The 20,512-nt window shown below is 69.6% G+C and carries 19 protein-coding genes; 10 read left to right on the forward strand and 9 right to left on the reverse strand.

Features of this window, described 5'->3' with window-relative positions; translation table 11 throughout:
- Positions 1 to 34: 34 nt before the first annotated feature.
- From HUT19_RS31330 to HUT19_RS31355, 6 genes are all read right to left on the reverse strand, one after another.
- Entirely contained in the window at positions 35 to 469 is a 435-nt protein-coding gene (locus HUT19_RS31330; RefSeq protein ID WP_176183678.1) for an SMI1/KNR4 family protein, read from the reverse strand.
- Positions 470 to 499: 30 nt separating this feature from the next.
- Positions 500 to 4,978, reverse strand: coding sequence for a putative T7SS-secreted protein (locus tag HUT19_RS31335; protein ID WP_176183679.1), 4,479 nt, complete (start codon positions 4,976 to 4,978; stop codon positions 500 to 502).
- Positions 4,978 to 5,499 (reverse strand): hypothetical protein, encoded by a 522-nt coding sequence (locus tag HUT19_RS31340; RefSeq protein ID WP_176183680.1) that lies wholly within the window; start codon positions 5,497 to 5,499, stop codon positions 4,978 to 4,980. The genes HUT19_RS31335 and HUT19_RS31340 overlap by 1 nt, the downstream gene beginning before the upstream one ends.
- Positions 5,486 to 5,893: an SseB family protein gene (locus tag HUT19_RS31345; RefSeq protein ID WP_254885875.1), complete on the reverse strand. Its 408-nt coding sequence runs from the start codon at positions 5,891 to 5,893 to the stop codon at positions 5,486 to 5,488. Before HUT19_RS31345 ends, HUT19_RS31340 begins: the two co-directional genes overlap by 14 nt.
- A gap of 132 nt (positions 5,894 to 6,025) precedes the next feature.
- Positions 6,026 to 6,244 (reverse strand): DUF397 domain-containing protein, encoded by a 219-nt coding sequence (locus HUT19_RS31350; RefSeq protein ID WP_176183681.1) that lies wholly within the window; start codon positions 6,242 to 6,244, stop codon positions 6,026 to 6,028.
- Positions 6,241 to 7,071 carry a helix-turn-helix transcriptional regulator gene (locus HUT19_RS31355; protein WP_176183682.1) on the reverse strand — a complete coding sequence of 277 codons (831 nt, stop codon included), beginning with the start codon at positions 7,069 to 7,071 and terminating at the stop codon, positions 6,241 to 6,243. The genes HUT19_RS31350 and HUT19_RS31355 overlap by 4 nt, the downstream gene beginning before the upstream one ends.
- 151 nt (positions 7,072 to 7,222) lie before the next feature.
- On the opposite strand from HUT19_RS31355, the gene HUT19_RS31360 reads away from it, so the two are divergent.
- From HUT19_RS31360 to HUT19_RS31380, 5 genes are all read left to right on the forward strand, one after another.
- Complete coding sequence (locus HUT19_RS31360; RefSeq protein WP_254885876.1) at positions 7,223 to 7,777, forward strand: ATP-binding protein; 555 nt, start codon at positions 7,223 to 7,225, stop codon at positions 7,775 to 7,777.
- Between the two features lie 46 nt (positions 7,778 to 7,823).
- Complete coding sequence (locus tag HUT19_RS31365) at positions 7,824 to 8,399, forward strand: Uma2 family endonuclease (RefSeq protein ID WP_176183683.1); 576 nt, start codon at positions 7,824 to 7,826, stop codon at positions 8,397 to 8,399.
- A 343-nt stretch (positions 8,400 to 8,742) separates the two neighbouring features.
- The gene (fabG, locus tag HUT19_RS31370) at positions 8,743 to 9,447 is read left to right on the forward strand and encodes a 3-oxoacyl-[acyl-carrier-protein] reductase (RefSeq protein ID WP_176183684.1); all 705 of its coding nucleotides are present in this window, start codon (positions 8,743 to 8,745) and stop codon (positions 9,445 to 9,447) included.
- Positions 9,448 to 9,452: 5 nt separating this feature from the next.
- Positions 9,453 to 10,223, forward strand: a complete 771-nt coding sequence (gene fabI / locus HUT19_RS31375) for an enoyl-ACP reductase FabI (RefSeq protein ID WP_176183685.1) — start codon at positions 9,453 to 9,455, stop codon at positions 10,221 to 10,223.
- Between the two features lie 214 nt (positions 10,224 to 10,437).
- Complete coding sequence (locus HUT19_RS31380) at positions 10,438 to 10,761, forward strand: hypothetical protein (protein WP_176183686.1); 324 nt, start codon at positions 10,438 to 10,440, stop codon at positions 10,759 to 10,761.
- 171 nt (positions 10,762 to 10,932) lie between these two features.
- On the opposite strand, the gene HUT19_RS31385 is transcribed toward HUT19_RS31380, so the two are convergent.
- Entirely contained in the window at positions 10,933 to 11,610 is a 678-nt protein-coding gene (locus HUT19_RS31385; RefSeq protein ID WP_176183687.1) for a FadR/GntR family transcriptional regulator, read from the reverse strand.
- Between the two features lie 118 nt (positions 11,611 to 11,728).
- Between HUT19_RS31385 and HUT19_RS31390 the strand changes: the two genes are divergently transcribed.
- From HUT19_RS31390 to HUT19_RS31400, 4 genes are all read left to right on the forward strand, one after another.
- Positions 11,729 to 13,054, forward strand: a complete 1,326-nt coding sequence (locus tag HUT19_RS31390) for an MFS transporter (RefSeq protein ID WP_176187512.1) — start codon at positions 11,729 to 11,731, stop codon at positions 13,052 to 13,054.
- A 72-nt stretch (positions 13,055 to 13,126) separates the two neighbouring features.
- Entirely contained in the window at positions 13,127 to 13,243 is a 117-nt protein-coding gene (locus HUT19_RS43370; RefSeq protein ID WP_254885877.1) for an SGM_5486 family transporter-associated protein, read from the forward strand.
- 200 nt (positions 13,244 to 13,443) lie between these two features.
- On the forward strand, positions 13,444 to 13,659 hold the full coding sequence (locus HUT19_RS31395) for a hypothetical protein (protein ID WP_176183688.1): 216 nt from the start codon (positions 13,444 to 13,446) through the stop codon (positions 13,657 to 13,659).
- A gap of 115 nt (positions 13,660 to 13,774) precedes the next feature.
- Positions 13,775 to 14,293: a histidine phosphatase family protein gene (locus tag HUT19_RS31400; protein ID WP_176183689.1), complete on the forward strand. Its 519-nt coding sequence runs from the start codon at positions 13,775 to 13,777 to the stop codon at positions 14,291 to 14,293.
- Positions 14,294 to 14,437: 144 nt separating this feature from the next.
- On the opposite strand, the gene serB is transcribed toward HUT19_RS31400, so the two are convergent.
- Together serB and HUT19_RS31410 are read right to left on the reverse strand one after the other, a co-directional pair.
- Positions 14,438 to 15,673: a phosphoserine phosphatase SerB gene (gene serB / locus HUT19_RS31405; RefSeq protein WP_176183690.1), complete on the reverse strand. Its 1,236-nt coding sequence runs from the start codon at positions 15,671 to 15,673 to the stop codon at positions 14,438 to 14,440.
- A gap of 340 nt (positions 15,674 to 16,013) precedes the next feature.
- Positions 16,014 to 17,585, reverse strand: coding sequence for a streptophobe family protein (locus HUT19_RS31410; protein ID WP_217712294.1), 1,572 nt, complete (start codon positions 17,583 to 17,585; stop codon positions 16,014 to 16,016).
- A gap of 223 nt (positions 17,586 to 17,808) precedes the next feature.
- Here HUT19_RS31410 and HUT19_RS31415 point away from each other — a divergent pair, with 223 nt between their 5' ends.
- Complete coding sequence (locus tag HUT19_RS31415) at positions 17,809 to 20,487, forward strand: FHA domain-containing protein (RefSeq protein WP_176183691.1); 2,679 nt, start codon at positions 17,809 to 17,811, stop codon at positions 20,485 to 20,487.
- The last annotated feature ends 25 nt before the right edge of the window (positions 20,488 to 20,512 follow it).

Raw genomic sequence — 20,512 nt, forward strand, 5'->3', positions numbered from 1 at the left:
CGGGCACTATGGCAGATCGCACATCGATTGTCGGTCAGCGGTACCAGTCTTCTCCGTCAGACTCCAAGGTACGGACGACGTATGCCTCTAGTGACTTCGCGACCACGGATCTGTCGTCTGTCTCATGGTCCCATACGAGGACGTGGCCGTCAGCGGAGTCACAGTTGAAGGCGAATTGGTCGCCTGCGCCGTTATCACCGAAGAAGAGCAGGGAATCGAAGGGTGCGTACAGTTCTACAAAGGACTGATTGCTTCGGAATTCCAGGTTTGACTCCGCGATTTGCTGCACGGACCAGACAATATCTGTCCCGTATGCGTCTGCCAGGCCGTTGAACTCCGTCAGCAGTTCCCGCAGATTGCCTGGAAGGGGGTGTCCGAGACGATCCTCCGCGCTGCGGATGTCAAATTCACTTGCGGGTTCACCGAGGTCAATTTCGTCAATCCATCGGGTGATACGGTCTCGCCACATATTTCCTCCTCGTTGTTGGTTCATCGCACATTATCTCAGGCGGGGAGTGAACCAATGTCCGAGCATGTCATCGACATGCGTAGCGTGGTCGAGGACTTGCTGCCTGGTGGGCGATGAGTGAGTTGCATAGAACGAGTTCCAAGACTTGCGTATCTCACTCAGGTGGATGGAAGCGTTGATGGCGCCTTTGGGAATGCCTCGCAGATTCTGGAGAGAATGAATCTCCTCGGGCTTGAAAAGTCCTGGATAGCGTTTCAGGATCTGCTGCTCGATGGCATGGTGTACGACCACTTTCCCCTTCAGATGCGGGTAGGCCGCGAAAAACGTTTTCTTGTAGTTGTGCGAAGTGGCGGTGCCAACGGATGCAGGATGTCTGCTCGGAATGTCTGTGCCCAAGCCCGGCTGGTCTACACCGCATCGGAACAATCCGAGCGGGTCGCTCCAGGTCAGCGGGTTGTCCGCATACCCGACCGGGTTGGGGGCTGGTATGAGGCCGAGGGGGTCGGGGCTGAGGTAGAGGGCGCATTCGGGGTCGTAGTAGCGGAAGTAGTTGTAGTACAGGCCCGTTTCGGGGTCCGCGTATTGGCCCGGGAAGCGAAGTGGGCAGTCGATGTCTGTGGTGCCCGGCGGGGCTGGGAGGGGGGTGCCCCAGAGGGTGGTGCGGGGGTGCCAGGCCAGGGTGCCGTCGGGGGCGATGAGTTCGGTGGGGGTGCCGACCAGATCGGTGACGATCGCGTGGAAGCGGGTGTCGTACTCGGTCCCGGCGAGCTTCGCCGTCGTGGTCTGGGATATCGGGCGGTGCGTGCCCGGGGCGTAGTCCCAGGTGGTGGTGTGTCCGTCGGCTGTGGTCTCTTCGGCGAGCCGCGTGCCGTCCCAGGTGAAGTCGATCCGCTCCGCCACTGTGTCGTCCGCAGTCAGGCGGTACTTGGCGGTGCGGCGGCCCAGGGGGTCGTAGGTGTAGCGCCAGCGGGCGCCGTCCGGGGTGGTGGCCTGGGTGAGGCGGTCTTCCGCGTTCCAGGTGTAGGTCCAGGTGCGACGCTGACCGTTGAGGAGGCGGCGGGTGCGGCGGATCAGGCGGCCCTGGGTGTCGTGTTCGTAGGTCGTGCGGTTGCTGTCGCCGCCTGCGGTGCGGATGAGGGTGCCATTGAACTCACGCGGACCAGGGGATGGGTGCTGGGGCGCTTCGGCCGTGGTGAGGTTGCCCGCCGTGTCGTAGGCGTAGGTCTCGGTCCAGCCGTTGGCGTGCACGGCGGTGACCCGGCCGACCGGATCGAGGTCGAAGGTCCTGGTGCCCGAGGTGAGTTCGCGTATCTCGGTGAGGTGGTCGTCCAGGCGGTAGCCGTACGCGCGGTGCTGGATGAGGCTGCCGACCGGGCCGGTGACGGTCTGGCCCGTCATGCGATCCAGGTTGTCCCAGGTCTGGGTGAGTGTCACATCGGCGCCGAAGGTGCGGCTCGTCTCACGGCCCGCCGCGTCGTAGCCGAAGCGCACACTATTGTCCGCTGTCGTAAGAGACACCGGACGGGATGCTGCGTCGTGGGTCCACTGCGAGCGCACACCGGTCGGGGTGGTCCGCACGGCGTGGTTGCCCATGGAGTCGTACTCATAGGTCGTGGTGCGGTCGTTGACCGTCTCGGTCAGGAGTCGGCCGAGGGCGTCGTAGGTGCGGGCCAGCTCCGCGTCCGAGTTCGTCGCCTGCGCCAGGCGGCCTGCGGCGTCATAGGCGAACGTCGTCTCGGTGTCGTCGGCGCGCGTGGCGATCGCGCGGCCCAAGGCGTCGCGCGTGTAGGTGAGGGTTTCGCCCGCACCGTTGGTGCGGGATATCAGGCGGCCCGCTTCGTCGTGGGCGTAGATGAGGGTGCGACCGTTGAAGTCGGTTTCGGAGGTGAGCCGCCCGGCCCCGTCGTAGACGTAGGTCCAGGTCAGACCCTGGGGGTTGGTGACCTGGGTCAGCTGTAGCTGGGTGTCGTAGGTGAAGGCGTACTCCGCCCCGTCGGGGTCGGTCCGAGTCGCCGGGAGGTCGAAGTGGGTGTGGGTGTGGCGGGTGGTGTTGCCCGCCGGGTCGGTGTGTTCGAGGAGGTTGCCCTCGGCGTCCCAGGTCCAGGTCTCGCGGGAGCCGTCGGGGCGGGTGCGCCAGGCGGGTTTGCCTTCGATGGTCCAGCCCTGGCGGGTGACATGGCCCAGGGGGTCGGTGATGCGGGTGATACGGCCGTGGGTGCCCCTGCGGACAGCTGTGGTGTTGCCCAGGGCGTCGGTGACCTCGACCGGCAGACCCGCCTCGTTGCACACCACGTGTGTGGTGTGGCCGAGCCCGTCGGTGACCGAGGTCAGATTGCCGGCCTCGTCATACACGTAGTGGGTCTCCGCGCCCGAAGGGTCCGTTGTCCTGGTGCGGTTGCCCCGCGCGTCGTAGGTGTGGCGCCATACGACGCCGTCCGGTTCGCGGACCTCCAGCGGCTGGCCGTACTCGTTGTAGGTGGCGGTGGCCGCCGTGCCGTCGGGCCGGTCGATGCGTATCAGGTTGCCGGATTCGTCGTAGGCGTAGCGGGTGGTGTGGCCCAGCGGGTCGGTCACCGACAATGGCAGGCGGCGGCCCTCGGGGTCCCACTCGGTGTGGGTGGTGTGACCCAGGGCGTCGGTGCGGGCCACCGCACGGTGGGCGTCGTCGAAGACGTAGGTGACGCGGTGGCCGAGGGAGTCGGTGTAGACGGTGGTGCGCGAGGCCGCGTCGTAGTGGAAGCGGCCGGTCATCATGTCGTCCGAGCCGATGGTGCGCAGCACGCGGCCGCGGTGGTCGTAGACGTATCCGAAGCTGGTGCCGTTGCGGTCGGTCCAGGAGGTGATGCGGTTCTGGTCGTCGTAGGTGAACCGCATCGGTGTCTCGGCGGAGTTGAAGACCTCGGTGAGGTCACCGGCGTCGTTGTAGCCGAAGGAGACCAGTGTGGTGCCGGTCTCGGCGCCGCCGACGCCCAGCAGGCGCAGCGCGGTGATGCGCAGCAGTTCCGGATCGGTGTCGATGGCGATCCGGTAGCCGCCGGAATGCACTACCTCGCGTGGGGTGCCCGCCTCGTCGTAGGTGAAGGTGATGGAGCGGCCGTTGCGGTCCTCGATCGTCTGGAGGGGAAGCTCGTTGCCCTCCGCGCCTTCCAGGGGCGTGAAGTGGAGGGTGCGGGCCTGCTCGGGGATGGTGATCCGCATGGTGCCGCCGACCGCGCCGTCCCAGCGCAGCGGCCAGCGCGGGCCCCGGACGGGGGAGGTGTCCTCCTCGGGGCGGGGGATCGGGTAGCGCAACACCATGCCGTCGGCCGCGACGAACACCACTCCGTCCGCGTCCAGTTCCAGGCGCTGGTCGAGGGTGGCGGCCCAGGTGCGGCCGAACCAGCCGCCGCAGGTGTGGGCGGAGACGAAGGCGCGCTCCAGGACCAGCGGCAGCGCCCCGGGCAGGATCACGTCCGTGGCCGACATGACCATCTCGCCGGTGGCGACGTCCACCGGGTCGTTCTCGCAGTCCCTGTCGCCGGTCTTCTGGTCGTGGCCGCCCTTGCTGTTCGCCCGCTTGCCTGCCTCGCCGTCCCGGCCCAGCGCCTTCCTCCGCGCGGCCAGACGCGCGGCGGCGTTCTTGCCCGACTTCAGCCCCCTGCGCAGCGCGCTCCCGCCACCGGTGGCCAGGGCCAGCAGCAGTGTCGGGGTGATTTCGCCCGCCGTACGCAGCGGATCCTGGGACCACCCCTTCCAGTTTTCGATGGCTTTTGCGAACTCCCGGGGGTGCTGGGCTATGTACGCCGCGCCGTCCGCCATGCCCGCCAGCTGCATCGAGAATCCGCCCAGGTCCCCTTTGACCAGCGAAGCGGGGAGCTCAGCCAGACTGAGGATGCTGTGATGGGCCTTCCACAGCCCGTCCTTGAGGCTTTCCCCGCGCTTTTCCCAGTTGCTCGGCTTGTCCGGAGCCTTCCCCGTCGCGTCGTCGATCTTCTTCTTCGACGCGTCGACGACCAGCTGAAGCTCTTCGATCAGCTTGTCCAGCCGCTTGACGCAGTCGTCCATCGCTGAGACGCCGGGGTCGGTCTCCGAAGGCCGCTCCGGTAGCTGCTCGTCGCCGCGCTGGACAGCGTCGTTGTACGTCTCGACCTTCTTGTTGTGCGCTTTGGAGGCCGCCCGCGCCCGGTCCGCCGCATCGATGATCGGCTCACACCGCTTCTGCACCGACCGCAGCTTCCTGGCGTATGCCGCCAGCGCACTGGCCGCATGCGTGAACTCATCGTGACCCGACTTCAGTTCCTTCGGCAGCCGGTCGACCGCCTTGCGGAACTCACCCGCGCCCCTGCCCTGCCAATCGGTCAGCCCCAGCGGCCGCAGCGTGTCCTTGCCGTCCTGGAAAGCCCCCGCATACGCCCGCAACTCCAGCACCAGGTCATCGATATCGCCCGGATTCCCGGGTATCAGATCCTTGGCCTTGGCCCCCGCCGGTATACGAACCTGCGGGGGCCGCCCCGCGTCCGGATCGCCCATCAGGACTCGTCCTCGTACTCACGCAGCAACGGGTCCACAAACTTCTGCAAGCCCGACTTCCCCGGACGCTTCTCCATCTCCGGCACGCCCACGTTCTCCCACGACCACTTGCCCGCAGCCCCCGACGGGAGCTTGGCCAGGTTCGCGTCCGAGGGCCAGAAGTCCTTCACCCGCAGCAGATCCGCCATCATGTACCCGGCGATCGCCTCGTACAGCCGATCCACCACCACATCCGCATGGTCCGCCAGCTCACCCATGCCAAAGCCCCACGCCTTGATGAACTCCTTGCCGGACGCCAGGAGTTCGGGCGCACCGCAGTGCTGGAGATAGGCCGTCAGCGTCTCCTGCCCGTTCTTGACCGCCCGGGCCCCGGCCACCGACTCCTCCAGCGGGAGGATCACGCTCTTCACCGAAGCGATCTCGATCTTGTAGCCGTCGGCGCCCTCGTTACCCCCGTACTTGCCGTGCTCACCACCCTCACTGGGCGCGCGGTTCACATTCCTCGCGTCAGGATCCCCCACGGCCCTCCCCCTCCTCCTGAGCCTCCGCCGCCTCGCGCAGCACCCGCGCATCCAGCAGGAAGGGCCGCTCACCCAGCGGATCCACCAACGCCCGCACACCCTCCGGCAGTAGCCCCACCAGATCCTCGACCGACGTCGACGCCCATGAGCACGCACCCGCGAAGCGCGCGAGACCAGGTATCGACGTGAACACAGGCACGATCGCCCCCGCGTCCCCGGTCTCCGAGACCAGGAAGCCCGGTTTCTCCGGACGCTGGAAGTACAAGCGCGCCTCGCGCAGCGCCACCCACTTCTCCCGCTCCGACATCCCCGCAGCGGTCTCCGCGCGCACGAGATCCGCCAGCGTCTCTCGGCCGCCCTGATCCGGCGGCCGGTGGTTCCCTCCCCCAGACATGCGGGCTATCTTCACACACGTGTCCGACACCTTGGGTAACCGACACGCCGCTCTTCGCAGCCACCGCTCACACAACAGTGGCCGCCCTGGTGACCCAGGACGGCCTGTTCGGTGTGGCGGAGACACGGCAGGCTACGCGCCGAACTCCCCAGCCCGGAGGCTGCCGATGAACGCTCCCCACTCGGCTATGTGGAAGGCGAGCTGCGGTCCCTGCGCGTGCTTGGAGTCCCGCACGTGGATGGCGACGGGGCCGGTGGCCACCTCGACGCACATGCCGCCCTCACTACTGCTGTAGCTGCTCTTGAACCACATCAGCTCGGACGCGCCTGCTCCCTCTTGCTTGATGTTCATAGTTCTCCCCGCAGCTTCTCGATGAACTCCAGCGACTCCCGTGGCCTGAGAGCCTGTGCCCTGATGATGCCGTACCGTTGCTCGATTTCACGGACCGATTTTCGGTCCGTGAGCAACCTGCTGACGTTCTGGGCCTCGGCGTAGGCCATGATCTGCCGCCCCTGCGGTTCCAGCAGGGCGAAGGGGCCAGCCGTTCCGGCGTGATCCTCCAAGGTTGTGGGCATGACCTGGAGCTCCACGTTTCGCATTCGCCCGATGTGCAGCAGGCGTTCCAACTGCCCGCGCAGCACCTCAGTGCCGCCATAGGGACGACGTAGCACCGCCTCTTCGGTCACAAAGCTCATGATGGGTGCGGGTCGACGATTGAGGAGTTCCTGTCGGGCCAGTCGGGCGGCCACCCGCTGCTCGACGGTTTCCTCCTCCAGTAGCGGCCGCTGCATGTTGAGTACGGCGCGGGCGTAGTCCTCGGTCTGGAGCAACCCGTTGACTACCAGGCACTCGTACGCGTGGAACTCCGTCGCCTGCGCCTCCAGCCTCGCCGCCCCGCGAAAGAACGCCGGAAGCCGCGCCTTGGACACCTCATCCCGCGCCGCCCGCAGCACCCCGAACGCGTCCAGCACCTCGTCTGCCGCATCCAGGAACTCCGGCTGTGGCGCCCGCCGTCCCTGCTCCACCGAGGACACCTGCTCCTCGCTGTATCCGATCGCTTCGCCCAACTGCGCCTGTGTGAGCCCCGCCCGCTCGCGGAAGAGCTTCACCTGCTTGCCCAAGCACTTGAGGATGTCCGCCCCGTTCTCACTCTGTCCCGGCCGCTCCGCGGCTGTCATGTCCTGCCACCTCCCGTGTGCAAGAACCTCGCGCCTCCCCACCCGCGTCACGGCATCACTCCCGTACGCGCACTTTCCGTGCCCGTACAGCGACCCTGGGTACTCGCGAGCTGCCTGGTCAGGCTATGCGCGCTTCGCCACGCTCGGTGACGTGAATGGCGAAAATCCCCCTGGCAGTACGCTCGGCGGCGGCGCGCAACTCCCGGCCCCGCCCGGCACGTTCGAGATGTTCTTCACCTCCTCCCGGCACGGCGCCCGGCTCGCCCGGCGTCTCGTCGTCCGCAGACTGGAGGAATGGGGCGTTCCGCGGGACAGCGACGCCTCGCACGGCCTCGCCCTGCTCGCGGGTGAGCTCACGGCGAATGCCGTGAGTCACGGGCATGTTCCCGGTCGGCACTTCCACCTCCGCCTCACCTGTCAGCCCCCACCCGGGCCCGGAGAGCGTCGCTCTCCGGTCACCGCCCGTATCGAGGTGTCCGACGCACGAGGCGAGCGGCGCCCCGAGCTCCGGGATCACGCCGCCAGGGGGACGGCCCACCAGGAGGAGCACGGACGCGGGCTGGTGCTCATCGACGCGCTCGCCTCGAAGTGGGGCGTGACGGACCGCACCGTCGGCAAGACGGTGTGGTGCGAATATGCCCTGCCGTCCGATGGGTCATGGCCGGAGTGGGTCACACGGGACACCGGAGCCGACGATGGGCGATGATAGGTGCATAGACGAGCGGGCCCGCCATGGTGAAGGAGTGTTGGCCGTGGAGTACGGACGTCTGCGGGAAATCGCGGAGCAGCTCTCTGAGCATGCCCCGGACCCGTTCCGAGGCTACGAGATCAGCGGTGACGAGATCGTCATGATGATGTCCCCTTCGCGCCCGCACGAGTTCATCACCTTGCGTCTTCGTCAGCAGCTCGACCGGCAGATCCCGTCGTTCCTGGTCGCGCACACCGGCGGAGAGGTGGAAGACGCCTCCCTCGGGAAACTCCGGCGTCCTGATCTGATCGTCGTCCCCGACGCGGTCTTCGCAGAGAACACGATGGCGCCGTTCCATCCCCGTGATGTCGCCTTGGTCGCCGAGGTCGTCTCTCCGTCGAATCACTCCACCGACTACGTCGAGAAGATGCAGGACTATCCGGCGATGGGTATCCCCCTCTACCTTCTCGTCGACCCACGGAAGGGCACCATCGCGGCCTTGTCCGACCCCGGCGCCGGTCCTGGCGGCGAGGGTCCTCGCTATCGGACGCGCAGTGACTACGTCTTCGGTGACAAGGTGACCATCGGTGACTGGACCCTCGCGACCACGGATCTACGGACCTACCCTGAGGACCGCTGACTCCTCGCGAAGCGCGCGCCGGATGGTTTTCGGAATGTCTCCCATGGGCGGGATCCTGATCCGTGCGGTCAGCGTGCCGAGGGCGAACGCAGGTGCGGTCAGTCATCCGAGTGACACGATGTGTGAAGAGGGTAAGGCCGTGGCGCGCTCGCCGAGCAGGTCTGCCCGGCTCCGTTCCTGCACAGGCCTTCTGTAGGAACTCGACAGCAGGGCTCACACGCCCCTGTGGGCGCTCGATTCCTCTTCCAGGGCCTCGGACCGATAGTTTGCGGGGGTAGGGGTCGGCACGCACTGTGACGCCCGGCACGAAATCGACACGAGATCGACAAGAGAAGGTGGTCCCTTGAGCCGCTCGGTTCTCGTCACCGGAGGCAACCGCGGCATCGGCCTCGCCATCGCGCGCGCCTTCGCCGACGCAGGCGACAAGGTCGCCATCACCTACCGGTCCGGTGAGCCGCCGACCGGCTTCCTCGCGGTGAAGTGCGACATCACCGAGCCCGAGCAGGTCGAGCAGGCGTACAAGGAGATCGAGGAGAAGCACGGCCCGGTCGAGGTCCTGATCGCCAACGCCGGCGTCACCCGCGACCAGCTGCTGATGCGGATGACGGAGGAGGACTTCTCCGCCGTCCTCGAGACCAACCTCACCGGCACCTTCCGCGTGGTGAAGCGGGCCAACCGCGGCATGCTGCGGGCCCGCAAGGGCCGCGTGGTGCTGATCTCCTCCGTCGTCGGGCTGCTGGGCGCGGCGGGGCAGGCCAATTACGCGGCCTCCAAGGCGGGCCTGGTGGGCTTCGCCCGCTCCCTCGCCCGTGAGCTGGGCTCGCGCAACATCACCTTCAATGTGGTCGCGCCCGGCTTCATCGACACGGACATGACGCGCGCGCTCAGCGACGAGCAGCGCGAGGGCATCGTGCAGCAGGTGCCGCTCGCGCGCTACGGGCAGCCCGAGGAGATCGCCGCGGCGGTCCGCTTCCTGGCCTCCGACGAGGCCGCGTACATCACTGGAGCCGTCATCCCTGTCGACGGCGGATTGGGCATGGGTCACTGAACGTCATGAGTGGAATTCTCGCCGGTAAGCGCATCCTGGTCACGGGCGTCATCACCGAGTCGTCCATCGCCTTCCACGCCGCCAAGCTGGCCCAGGAGGAGGGTGCCGAGGTCATCCTCACCGGCTTCGGCCGGGTCTCCCTCGTCGAGCGGATCGCCAAGCGGCTGCCCAAGCCCGCCCCGGTGATCGAGCTGGACGTCCAGAACCAGGAGCAGCTGGACGGGCTGGCCGACAAGGTGCGCGAGCACCTCGGCGAGGGTGTCGACCTCGACGGTGTGGTGCACTCCATCGCCTTCGGCCCCCAGGGCGCCTTCAACTTCCTCGAGGGCAGCTGGGAGGACGTCTCCACCGCGGTGCACGTCTCGGCGTACAGTCTCAAGGCGCTCACCATGGCCTGTCTTCCGGTCATGCCGCGTGGCGGCTCGATCGTCGGCCTGACCTTCGACGCGCAGTTCGCCTGGCCGAAGTACGACTGGATGGGTGTCGCCAAGGCCGCCCTGGAGTCGACCAGCCGCTACCTCGCCCGCGACCTGGGTGAGCAGAACGTGCGCTGCAACCTGGTCTCGGCCGGGCCGATCAAGTCCATGGCCGCGAAGTCCATCCCGGGCTTCGAGGAGCTGGCGGACGTGTGGAACCACCGGGCCCCGATCGGCTGGGACCTCACCGACCCCGAGCCCGCCGGGCGCGGCGTCGTGGCCCTGCTGTCGGACTGGTTCCCGCGTACCACCGGAGAGATCGTGCATGTCGACGGCGGTGTGCACATGATGGGCGCCTGAGCCCTTCCACGGCCGCCACGGGCACAACGGCCGCCGCTCCGCCTCCCGCACCGCGCGGGGGCGGGGCGGCGGCCGTCCGGTGTACGGACGCGTTAGCCCGATCGGGCCAGCCGGACGGGCGTACGGGTGGTGTTCCGCGCAATGTGGAGTACGTAAGACGACGACGTACGACGAACCGACTCGCGAGCGACAGCACGGCCGAGGAGGTCCCGCCATGCGTACGACCCGGCGCGTCGCCGCCGCAGGCTTGATCGTCGCAATGGCCGGGTCCGCCGTCGCCGTGTCCCACTCCGCGGCCCAGGAGCGCCCCCGCCCCCGTACCGCCGCGTGCAGCACCTGGGTGCGCGGTTCGCACGCCACCGCGAGCTGCTTCAACCCCAATGCGAGCGCGGACCGGGTGCAGCTGCACGTCGAATGCGCCCGCTGGTGGGATCCGGACATGGACGCCCGTCCGATCGAGGTCGGCCCGGCCCAGCACGTACGGCTCGCCGAACGCTGCTGGAAGGAGATCCGCAAGGCGTGGGTGAGCCACCGCTGAGCGCTCCGCGGGAAGTGCGCGAGGTGCCGTCGTGCGGCTGCGGCTGCGTCGTGGCAGGTCGCGCAGTTCCCCGCGCCCCTTCGGGGCGCAACCGAACCGCACCGGACTTGCGCGAGGCCGCTGGGGACCTCCCTGCGGTGGCTGGAGCAGCCTGGCCGTGGGCGGCTGGGGTCAGCCGCGCGTGACCTGGCGGCAGCCGAACGGGTGCGTGCTCGCCTCGGCCGCGGCCCGCTCTCCGTCCCGCTCCCGGATCGCGTCCACCATCCGCGCGTGGTCCACATGCAGCTCCGGCCGCATCGCGCCGTCCACGTCCGCGCGCAGGAAGTCCCGCACCACAGCGCCGAGGTCCGCGTACAGCTCCGCCAGCACGTCGTTGTGGGAGGCGGCCACCACCGCCATGTGCAGGGTCGCGTCCGCCTCGACGAACGCCTCCAGATCACCCGATTCCCAGGCCCGCTCCCGCCGGTCCAGCTGGGCGTCCAGCCCCTTGAGCTCCTGCTCGGTACGGCGCTCCGCGGCCAGCCGCGCCGCCTTCGTCTCCAGGGCGCTGCGCAGCTCGGCCACATGCCGCGGGTCGGCGGCGGCGAAGCGGCGGTGCATCACCCCGGCCAGCTCGCTGGTGGCCAGCACATAGGTGCCCGACCCCTGCCGGATGTCCAGCAGACCGTTGTGGGCGAGCGCCCGCACCGCCTCGCGCACGGTGTTACGGGCCACGCCCAGCTGTTCCACCAGCTCGGGTTCGGTGGGGATCCGCGAGCCCACCGGCCATTCGCCCGAGGTGATCTGGGCGCGCAGCTGGGAGATCACCTGGTCGGCGAGGACGGAGCGCTGGGGCGAGGTCAGCGGCATGACTCTCCTGTGCCTGGGGCGGGGAAGCGAGCACTTCCATGATGCCGTCCGGGATGCCGTCCGGCCGTCACCGTGCGGTCATGGCCGACTGGACAGCTATTCATCCCATCATTCTATGATGGTCGGCATGCCAGCACACGACGACCTCGCGACACTCGACAGTCCGGCCTCCCCCAGCGCCACCCGGGAGTCCGGGCCCGGCGCCACCGGCTTCCCCTGGCGCGGATGTCTCCTGGTCGTCGGAATCCTGCTCGCCGCCCTCAACCTCCGGCCCGCCGTCACCAGCCTCGGCCCGCTGCTCGAGGAGGTCCGTGCCGACCTCGGGATGAGCGGCACCGTCGCCGGACTCCTCACCTCGGTGCCCGCGGTCTGCTTCGCGCTCTTCGGGCTCACCGCACCCCGGCTGGCCCGGCGCTGGGGGCCCGGCGCCGTCGTCTGCGCCGGTCTCGCCGCCGTCACCGCGGGCCTGGCACTGCGTCCCCTCGCGGGCGGCACCCCGGCCTTCCTGGGCGCCAGCGCGCTCGCGCTGGCCGGTATAGCCGTCGGCAACGTCCTGATGCCCGTGATCGTCAAGCGCTGGTTCCCCGACCGGGTGGGCGCGATGACCGGTCTGTACTCCATGGGCCTCTCGCTCGGCACCGCGGCCGCCGCGGCGGCCACCGTGCCCATGACCCGTGCGCTGGACGTCAGTTGGCGGGCCGGGCTCGGGATGTGGTCGCTGCTCGCCGCCATCGCCCTGGTGCCCTGGCTGTTCCTCGCCCGTGACCGTACGAAGGACGAGGGCCGTACGAAGGACGAACGGCCCCGCGGTCGGTCCGCCGGGGAGCCGCGGCCCGGTACGGCCGGGTCCGCCGCCGGGCGTACGGCCCCGATCACCCGGAGCCCCATCGCCTGGGCGATGGCCGTCTTCTTCGGCCTCCAGGCCACCGCCGCGTACATCACCATGGGCTGGATGCCGCAGATCTTCCGGGACGCGGGCGTCTCGGCCTCCACCGCCGGGGTGCTGCTGGCCGTGATCATGGCCATGGGGGTGCCGCTGTCCTTCGTGCTGCCGCCGATCGCGGCCCGGCTGCGCCATCAGGGCGTGCTGGCCGTGATCCTCGGGGTCTTCGGGCTCACCGGCTACGCGGGGCTGTATCTGGCCCCGGCGCAGGGCGCCTGGCTCTGGGCCCTGCTGCTCGGCGTCGCCAACTGCGCCTTCCCGCTCGCCCTCACGATGATCGGCATGCGGGCGCGGACCAGCGCGGGTGTGGTCCGGCTGTCCGCCTTCGCCCAGAGCACCGGCTATCTGATCTCGATCCCGGGCCCGCTGCTGGTCGGCGCGCTCTACCAGCACAGCGGCGGCTGGGGACAGCCGATCGCGCTGATGGCGGCGCTGATGGTGCCGCAGATCGTGGCGGGCGTGCTGGCCGGGCGCAACCGCACCCTCGAGGACGAGAGCTGACCGGCGGCTCCCTGAACGTCTCCGAAGGGCCCCCGGGCCGGGGTTCCGGTCCGGGGGTGGGACACTCGGTGCATGCCTGTGCTCGATGAGAACCCCCCGAACGGCCAGAAGAAGCTGCTGATCATCCTGGGCGTGATGTTCGGCATCACGGTGGTCATCGGTGTGGTCGCCACCCTCGTCTCGCCCTGACTCGTCCCGCCCTGGCGGAGGGGCTTTTGGGGCACCGGGAGCCTTTGGGACCCGGGGGTGGGGCTAGCACCACCATCCCCTAGGGGGACAGGGTCAGGGGTAAGTGGGTGGATCACCGGATGGGAGCGGCCGTGCCCGCTCCGTAAGGTCGAAGCATCCGATGTACCGCCACCCGATCCGCTGTCCCGGAGGCGATCCCCATGTCCCCCCGCAGCCACCCCCGGCCCGTCCCCCCGGCGCACAGCGGCGTGGAGATACGGCTGCCGTGGTGGGCCATCGCGCTCCCCGCCATCGCCTTCGCGGCGCTGCTGCTCCTGCTCACCGGGTCCGCCGATGCCCACGCCGCCACCGGCTCGGGTGCGGTCTCGCAGGTCCTGGGGCTGGTGCGGCAGGTCATCACGCATGAGGGGGCGTGATCGCCGCGATCCCGGCGATCTCCCGCGCCCGCCACCGGCCCGCGGTTACTCACCTTTGATCAGGTCGTTCCCGCACCCTGCGCCTGGACCACCGTTTCATGCGAAGCTGGGACGCATGAGCGTCGATGTGCCCCGCAGGATTGTCCTTCTTCGACACGCCAAGGCCGATTGGCCCCAGGTGGCAGACCATGAGCGGCCGCTCGCAGAGCGCGGTCGCAAGGACGCCCCGGTCGCCGGGCGCCGGCTCGCGGAAGCCGGTCTCACCCCCGAACTGACCCTCTGCTCCACCGCCGTACGCACCCGGGAGACCTGGAAGCTGGTCGTCCACGAGCTGCCCCAGCGCCCCAAGACCGTCTACGAGGAGCGGCTTTACGACGCCTCGCTCGGCGAGCTGCTGGCGGTGCTCAACGAGACCTCCGACGATGTCACCGATCTGCTGGTCGTCGGGCACAACCCCGGGATGCACGCCCTCGCCGACGCCCTGGCGGGCGAGGCCGAGGAGGGCACCCGGGAGCGGATGTCCCGCTCCGGCTTCCCCACCTCCGGGTTCGCGGTGGTGACCTTCAGCGGTTCATGGAAGTCCGTTGAGCACGGTGTCGGCCGCCTCACCACCTTCTGGGCGCCGCACGAGTGAGCGCACCCCACGAGCGAGTGCACCCATCGAGTGAGGGCGCCCCGCGAGTGAGCACACCCCACGCGTGAGCCACCACCGGCCCTCGCCCCGCCGCCGGAGGACGGGGCGAGGGCCGGTGCGCGTCCGGCATCCGCCCGGGGCGGGTCAGTCCACGTGGGCGTCGGCCGCCTCGACCTCTTCGCGGGTCACGCCCAGCAGATACAGCACCGTGTCCAGGAACGGCACGTTCACCGCCGTGTGCGCGGCCTCTCGCACCACGGGCTTGGCGTTGAAGGCGACCCCGAGCCCGGCCGCGTTCAGCATGTCCAGATCGTTGGCACCGTCGCCGATCGCGACGGTCTGCACCAACGGCACCCCGGCCTCGGACGCGAAGCGCCGCAGCAGCCGCGCCTTGCCGGCCCGGTCCACCACCTCGCCGACCACCCGGCCGGTCAGCTTGCCGTCGACGACCTCCAGGGTGTTGGCGGAGGCGAAGTCCAGCCCCAGACGCTCCTTGAGATCGTCGGTGACCTGGGTGAAGCCACCGGAGACCACACCCACCTGGTAGCCGAGCCGCTTCAGGGTGCGGATCAGCGTACGGGCGCCGGGGGTCAGCCGGACCTCCGCCCGCACCTTGTCCACCACGGACTCGTCGATCCCCTTCAGCAGCGCCACCCGCGCATGCAGCGACTGCTCGAAGTCCAGCTCACCACGCATCGCCCGGGCCGTGACCTCGGCGACCTCGGCCTCGCACCCCGCGTGCGCCGCGAAGAGCTCGATCACCTCGTCCTGGATGAGGGTGGAGTCCACGTCCATGACCACCAGCCGCTGCGCCCGGCGCTGGAGCCCCGACGACACCACGGCCACATCGACCCCGATGTCCGCCGCCTCGGTGGCGAGCGCGGTGCGCAGCGGCTCCGTCTCGGCTCCGGAGACCTCGAACTCCACGGCGGTCACGGGGTACTTCGCCAGCCGGAAGATCCGGTCGATGTTCCCGCCGGTGCCGGTGATACGGGAGGCGATGGCGGCCGTGGACTCGGCGGTCAGCGGATGGCCCAGCACGGTGACATGCGACCGGCCGGTGCCGCGCGGCCGGTTGTCGCCCCGGCCGGAGATGATCTCCGCCTGGAGCCGCATGGACTCGGCCCAGCTGTGCACGGTGGCCCGTAGATCCCCCTCCGTGCCGTCACCGGCGGTGGGGGCGGTCACCAGCACGCACAGCACGATGCGGCCCCGGGTGACGACCTGCTCTATATCGACTATGTCCACGTCGTAGGCGGCGAGGGTGTCGCAGAGCCCGGCGGTGATACCGGGGCGGTCCTTACCGAAGATCTTGACGAGGAGGGTGGGGACATCGTCGCCCGGAACGGCGGTGGCAGGTGGCATCTGCGATGTGCTCATGGTCTTCCCACCGTATCCGGCCGCCCGCGGGGCGCGCGCGGCAGCCCGCGTCGTGGACAGCCACCGGGCGGCCAACGTTCATGTCCGAGCCGCCGCCCCGTCACCGCGTCCATGCCCGACACCGCCGGAGCCGGGCCCTTGGCCCGGGCCATGTCCGCCACCCGTGCCGTGCCCGTCGCCCTGACTGCGTTCGCCGTACCCACCACCGTGGTGCCGCCGCCGTAGTGCCGTCCGAGTCACCCGTGCCGCGCCCGCCGCGCCCGCTGTAGCCGCCGCTCGTGCCGTGTCCGCCGCTCGTGCCGTGCCCGCTGCCTGCGTCGCGTCCGCCACCCGCGGGGCCTCAGTCGCCGCCGCCCGTACCGCGTCCGTCGTCATCGGTGCCAGAGCCCCGCTCGTCATCCGTGCCGCCGTACCGTCCGCCGCCCGCGCCACCCGTGCCGTGCCCGCCGTGCCCGCCGTGCGCGGCGCCGCCCGCAGCGTCGCCACCGGCAGCGCCCCGTGGCTCGCCCCCTGCCACGTCCCGGGCCAGGGGGGTGGCCCACCGCCCCTCCGCTCCGGTGGCCCGGGCGATCATCGCTCCGGCGGCTCCCGCCGCGGCGCCCCACGCCGCGCCCAGCAGCAGTGCCGGCGGCACGCTGCCGTGCAGTTCGAGCGCGGCGCCGAAGGCGTCGAAGCCGAACACCGACAGACTCGCCCCCGCCGAGACCCTGGTCAGCCACACCAGCAGCGCCAGCACCGGCGCGGTCACCAGGCCGAGCCGCAGTGCGCACCTCCCGGCCGCCGCCCCGAGCGGCGGCCGGGACCGGGCGGCGCCCTCCGTGGGCGTACGTACCGCCGTCAGCACCCCGGCCGCGAGCATCATCAGCACGCTCGCGACCACCAGCAGCCACACCCGTCCGTCCAGTTCGGCCAGCCGCCCCACCGTGATCGGCTCATCGCCCCGCCCAGTCAGCAACTCGTCGACGGGGTCGGGCAGCACCCGCACCAGCGCCCCGGTCGCGCTGCCGTGCCAGGGCACGAACAGCCCCAGCGCGGTGCCCAGCCACACCCCGTTCGGGGCGGCGAGCAGCGCCGTGCCGAACACCAGCCGGGGGTGGTCGTCACCGGCCACCGCGTAGAGCGCCGCCGCCAGACCGGCGACCACCGCGAGCACCAGCACCCCGCACAGCGCGGACACCGCGGGCCGGACCGCACGGTGCAGCGCCTCCGCGCCCGGCGGAAGCGGGGTACGGCGCGAGGCGAGCAGCGCGAGCAGCAGGACGGCCAGGATCCATACGGCACCGCCCAGCAGCGAGCGTCCGGCCTCGACGGTGAAGCCGACGGACGCCTTGGCGTCGATGAGTCCGGCGAGCCGGTCCGGCAGCAGTCCGGCGCCGATCTGCCCGAGATCGCCCAGCTCCTCGGGGAGCCGGTCCAGCAGCTCCCGCTCCGCGCGTCTGCCGAGTTCGTCCAGACCGAGCTCCGCGCCGTCGATCGTGATCGTATCGTTGCCCACCCAGGTGAGCCCGGTGAGCAGCAGCAGGAAGAACACGACCACCAGGCCCGCCCGCACGGCGAGTTCGGCCCCCCGTACGGTCGGCCCCGCCCTGCGCAGTGAACGCAGGAACAGCCACCCCAGCAGCACCGCTCCCACCAGGCTCACCCCAAGTGGCGCGATATCGATGGCGCTATATGCCTCGGCGCCTTTCAGACCGAACGTCTCGATATCCCCGGACGGGGTGACGGTGCCGCCCAGCGCCAGCACCATCGCGGCGGCGGTCATGGGACCGAGTGCCCCGGCTCCATCGGCGCCGAGCAGATGCAGACCGAGCGCAGCGATGCCCGCCATCGCCAGAAAGGCCCAGCTCACCGCCGCGATGGCGGCGAGCAGCGCATGGCCCCAGGGCAGGCGGCCGCCGTCGTTCGCGCTCATGCCCTCGACTCCTGAACGATGCGGGTTGCCCGGATAACCCATGGTCTGCACTATCCGTCAGTGCTTACCACTTTCCGAGGGCCTTTCGGATGAGACGACGCTGCCCGAGATGTGGTCTTGTCAAAACCCGACTTCCGGTTAAGGGACTGAGCCTGAAATAGTTCCTCACGATGTTCGCCATCCCTAGACTCCCTAGTGCAGGGGGTACCTCGGGGGACAACTAGTGGGGCATGGAGTGCCGGAACTCGTACTGGAATTGAACGGACAGACCTGGACACTTGATCCGTCCAGGTCGTACAGCCTGGGGCGTGACCCGCAGGGCGACATGGTGCTGGACGACGCGAGAGTCTCCTGGCGGCATGCCACCGTGCGGTGGGGCGGGCGTAGTTGGGTCATTGAGGATCACGGCAGCACCAACGGCACCTATGTGCAGGGCCAGCGCATTCAGCAGATGGAAATCGGCCCCGGTGCGGCCATCCATCTGGGCAACGCGACCGACGGTCCCCGGCTGAGCCTCTCCGGCGGCGGGGCGGGCGCCGCCCCGGCGGGCGGTTCGGGCGCCTACGGCCGGCAGGCCGCGATGGGCATACCCCAGCAGGGCCAGCGGCAGGGCCAGCAGCCTCCGGCTCAGCCGCCGCAGCAGCCCGGTCCCGGCTGGCCGCAGCAGAGCGCCCAGCAGCCGCCCCAGGGCTGGCAGCAGCAGGCGCAGCATCCTCAGGCGCCGCCTCAGCAGCAGCCGTTCATCCCGCAGCAGCAGACACCGCAGGCCCCGCACCAGCAGGTTCCGCCGCAACAGGGTCCGCCGCAACAGGGTCCGCAGCCGCAGCAGTCGCCGCCGCAGCCCCAGGGCCCGCAGGGCGGCCCCGCCGGTCCGGTCGGCGCCCCGCCCGCCCAGGGCGACCGCCCGACCACCTTCCACCAGCTGGCCGTCGGCCGGGTGATGCGCATCGGCCGTGCGCTGGAGAACGAGCTGGTCGTCTCCGACCTCCAGGTCTCCCGCCACCACGCGGAGTTCCGGGCGCTGCCCGACGGCCGCTTCGAGATCCGCGACCTCGGCAGCCACAACGGTACGTACGTCAACGGCCAGCCGGTCCGGCAGCAGATCATCGGCCCGGCCGACACCGTCGGTGTCGGTCACTCCACCTTCCGGCTGGTCGGCGACCGCCTCGAGGAGTTCGTCGACACCGGTGAGGTCTCCTTCTCGGCCCGCCACCTGACGGTCACCGTCGACGGCGGCAAGCAGATCCTCAAGGACGTCTCCTTCAGCGTTCCCGAGAAGTCGCTCGTCGCGGTCATCGGCCCGTCCGGCTCCGGTAAGTCCACGCTGCTCAAGGCGCTCACCGGTTACCGCCCGGCCAACCAGGGCGACGTCCTCTACGACAACCGGAACCTCTACAAGCAGTTCGCCGAGCTGCGCCAGCGCATCGGTCTGGTGCCGCAGGACGACATCCTGCACAAGGAGCTGAGCGTCCAGAAGGCCCTTCGGTACGCGGCCAAGCTGCGGTTCCCCGGTGACACCGCGGAGACCGAGCGCGAGGCCCGGATCGACGAGGTGCTGCGCGAGCTGAAGCTCGACATCCACCGCGACAAGAAGGTCACCTCGCTCTCCGGTGGTCAGCGCAAGCGGGTCTCGGTCGCGCTGGAGCTGCTCACCAAGCCGTCGCTGATCTTCCTGGACGAGCCGACCTCGGGCCTCGACCCGGGCATGGACCGCGATGTGATGCAGCTGCTGCGCGGTCTGGCCGACGACGGCCGCACCGTGCTGGTGGTCACCCACTCCGTCGCCGAGCTGGCGCTGTGCGACAAGCTCCTGGTGATGGCGCCCGGCGGTTCGGTCGCCTACTTCGGTCCGCCGGACGAGGCGCTCAACTTCTTCGGCTACGACAGCTGGGCGGATGTCTTCTCCGCGTTCGAGAACTACCGCGACTACGACTGGGCGGGCCGCTGGCGCGGTTCGCAGCACTACCAGATGTACGCCGCCGACCTCGACTCGGTCGCCCCGCAGTCCGTCCACGTCCAGCCGCCGCCGGCCCGGATGCAGAAGCCGCAGAGCTGGGGATCCCAGCTCTGGACGCTGATGCGCCGCTATCTGTCGGTGATCGCCTCCGACAAGGGCTTCATGGGACTGATGGTGATCCTGCCCGCCGTGCTGGGCTCGGTGAGCGTCGTCATCCCCGCGAAGTTCGGGCTCCAGTTCGCGCCGAAGGGCTCGTTCAACCAGGCCGCCGGGACGATTCTGCTGATCCTCGTGGTCGGCATGTGCTTCACGGGAGCGGCCAACTCCGTACGAGAACTGATCAAGGAACGGGTCATCTACGAACGGGAACGGGCCGTCGGCCTCTCCCGCTCCGCGTATCTGATGTCCAAGGTGATCGTGCTCGGCGTGATCACCGCTCTTCAGGGCGTCATCATCTGTGCCATCGGCCTGTCGACGCGCAAGCTGCCCGAAGAGGGGCTGCTGATGCCACCGGCCGCCGAGATATGCGTGGCCGTGATCGCGATCGGCTTCACCTCGATGATGTTCGGTCTGGTCATCTCCGCGCTGGTGAAGACCGCCGAGAAGACCATGCCGCTGCTGGTGATGTTCGCCATCGTGCAGGTGGTCTTCACTGGTGTGCTGTTCAAGATCTTCGGTTCGCCGGGTGTCGAGCAGTTCGCCTGGCTGATGCCGTCCCGCTGGGCCGTCGGCGCGGCCGGCGCCACCTTGGACCTCGGTCCCGGCGTCGGTCACATGATGGCGCCGTGGGACAGCAAGAAGCCCAATGACCTGGACCCGCTGTGGGAGCACACCAGCACGCAGTGGGGGATCAACGTGGTGGTGCTGATCGCCATCGGTATCGCCTGCGGCATCCTGGTCGCGCGGCTGCTGCGCCGCCATGAGCCGGAGGTCATGCGCAAGTGACGGAGCGTCGCGGCCCGTGTGGCCG

The sequence above is a fragment of the Streptomyces sp. NA02950 genome (assembly GCF_013364155.1).
GTDB lineage: Bacteria > Actinomycetota > Actinomycetes > Streptomycetales > Streptomycetaceae > Streptomyces.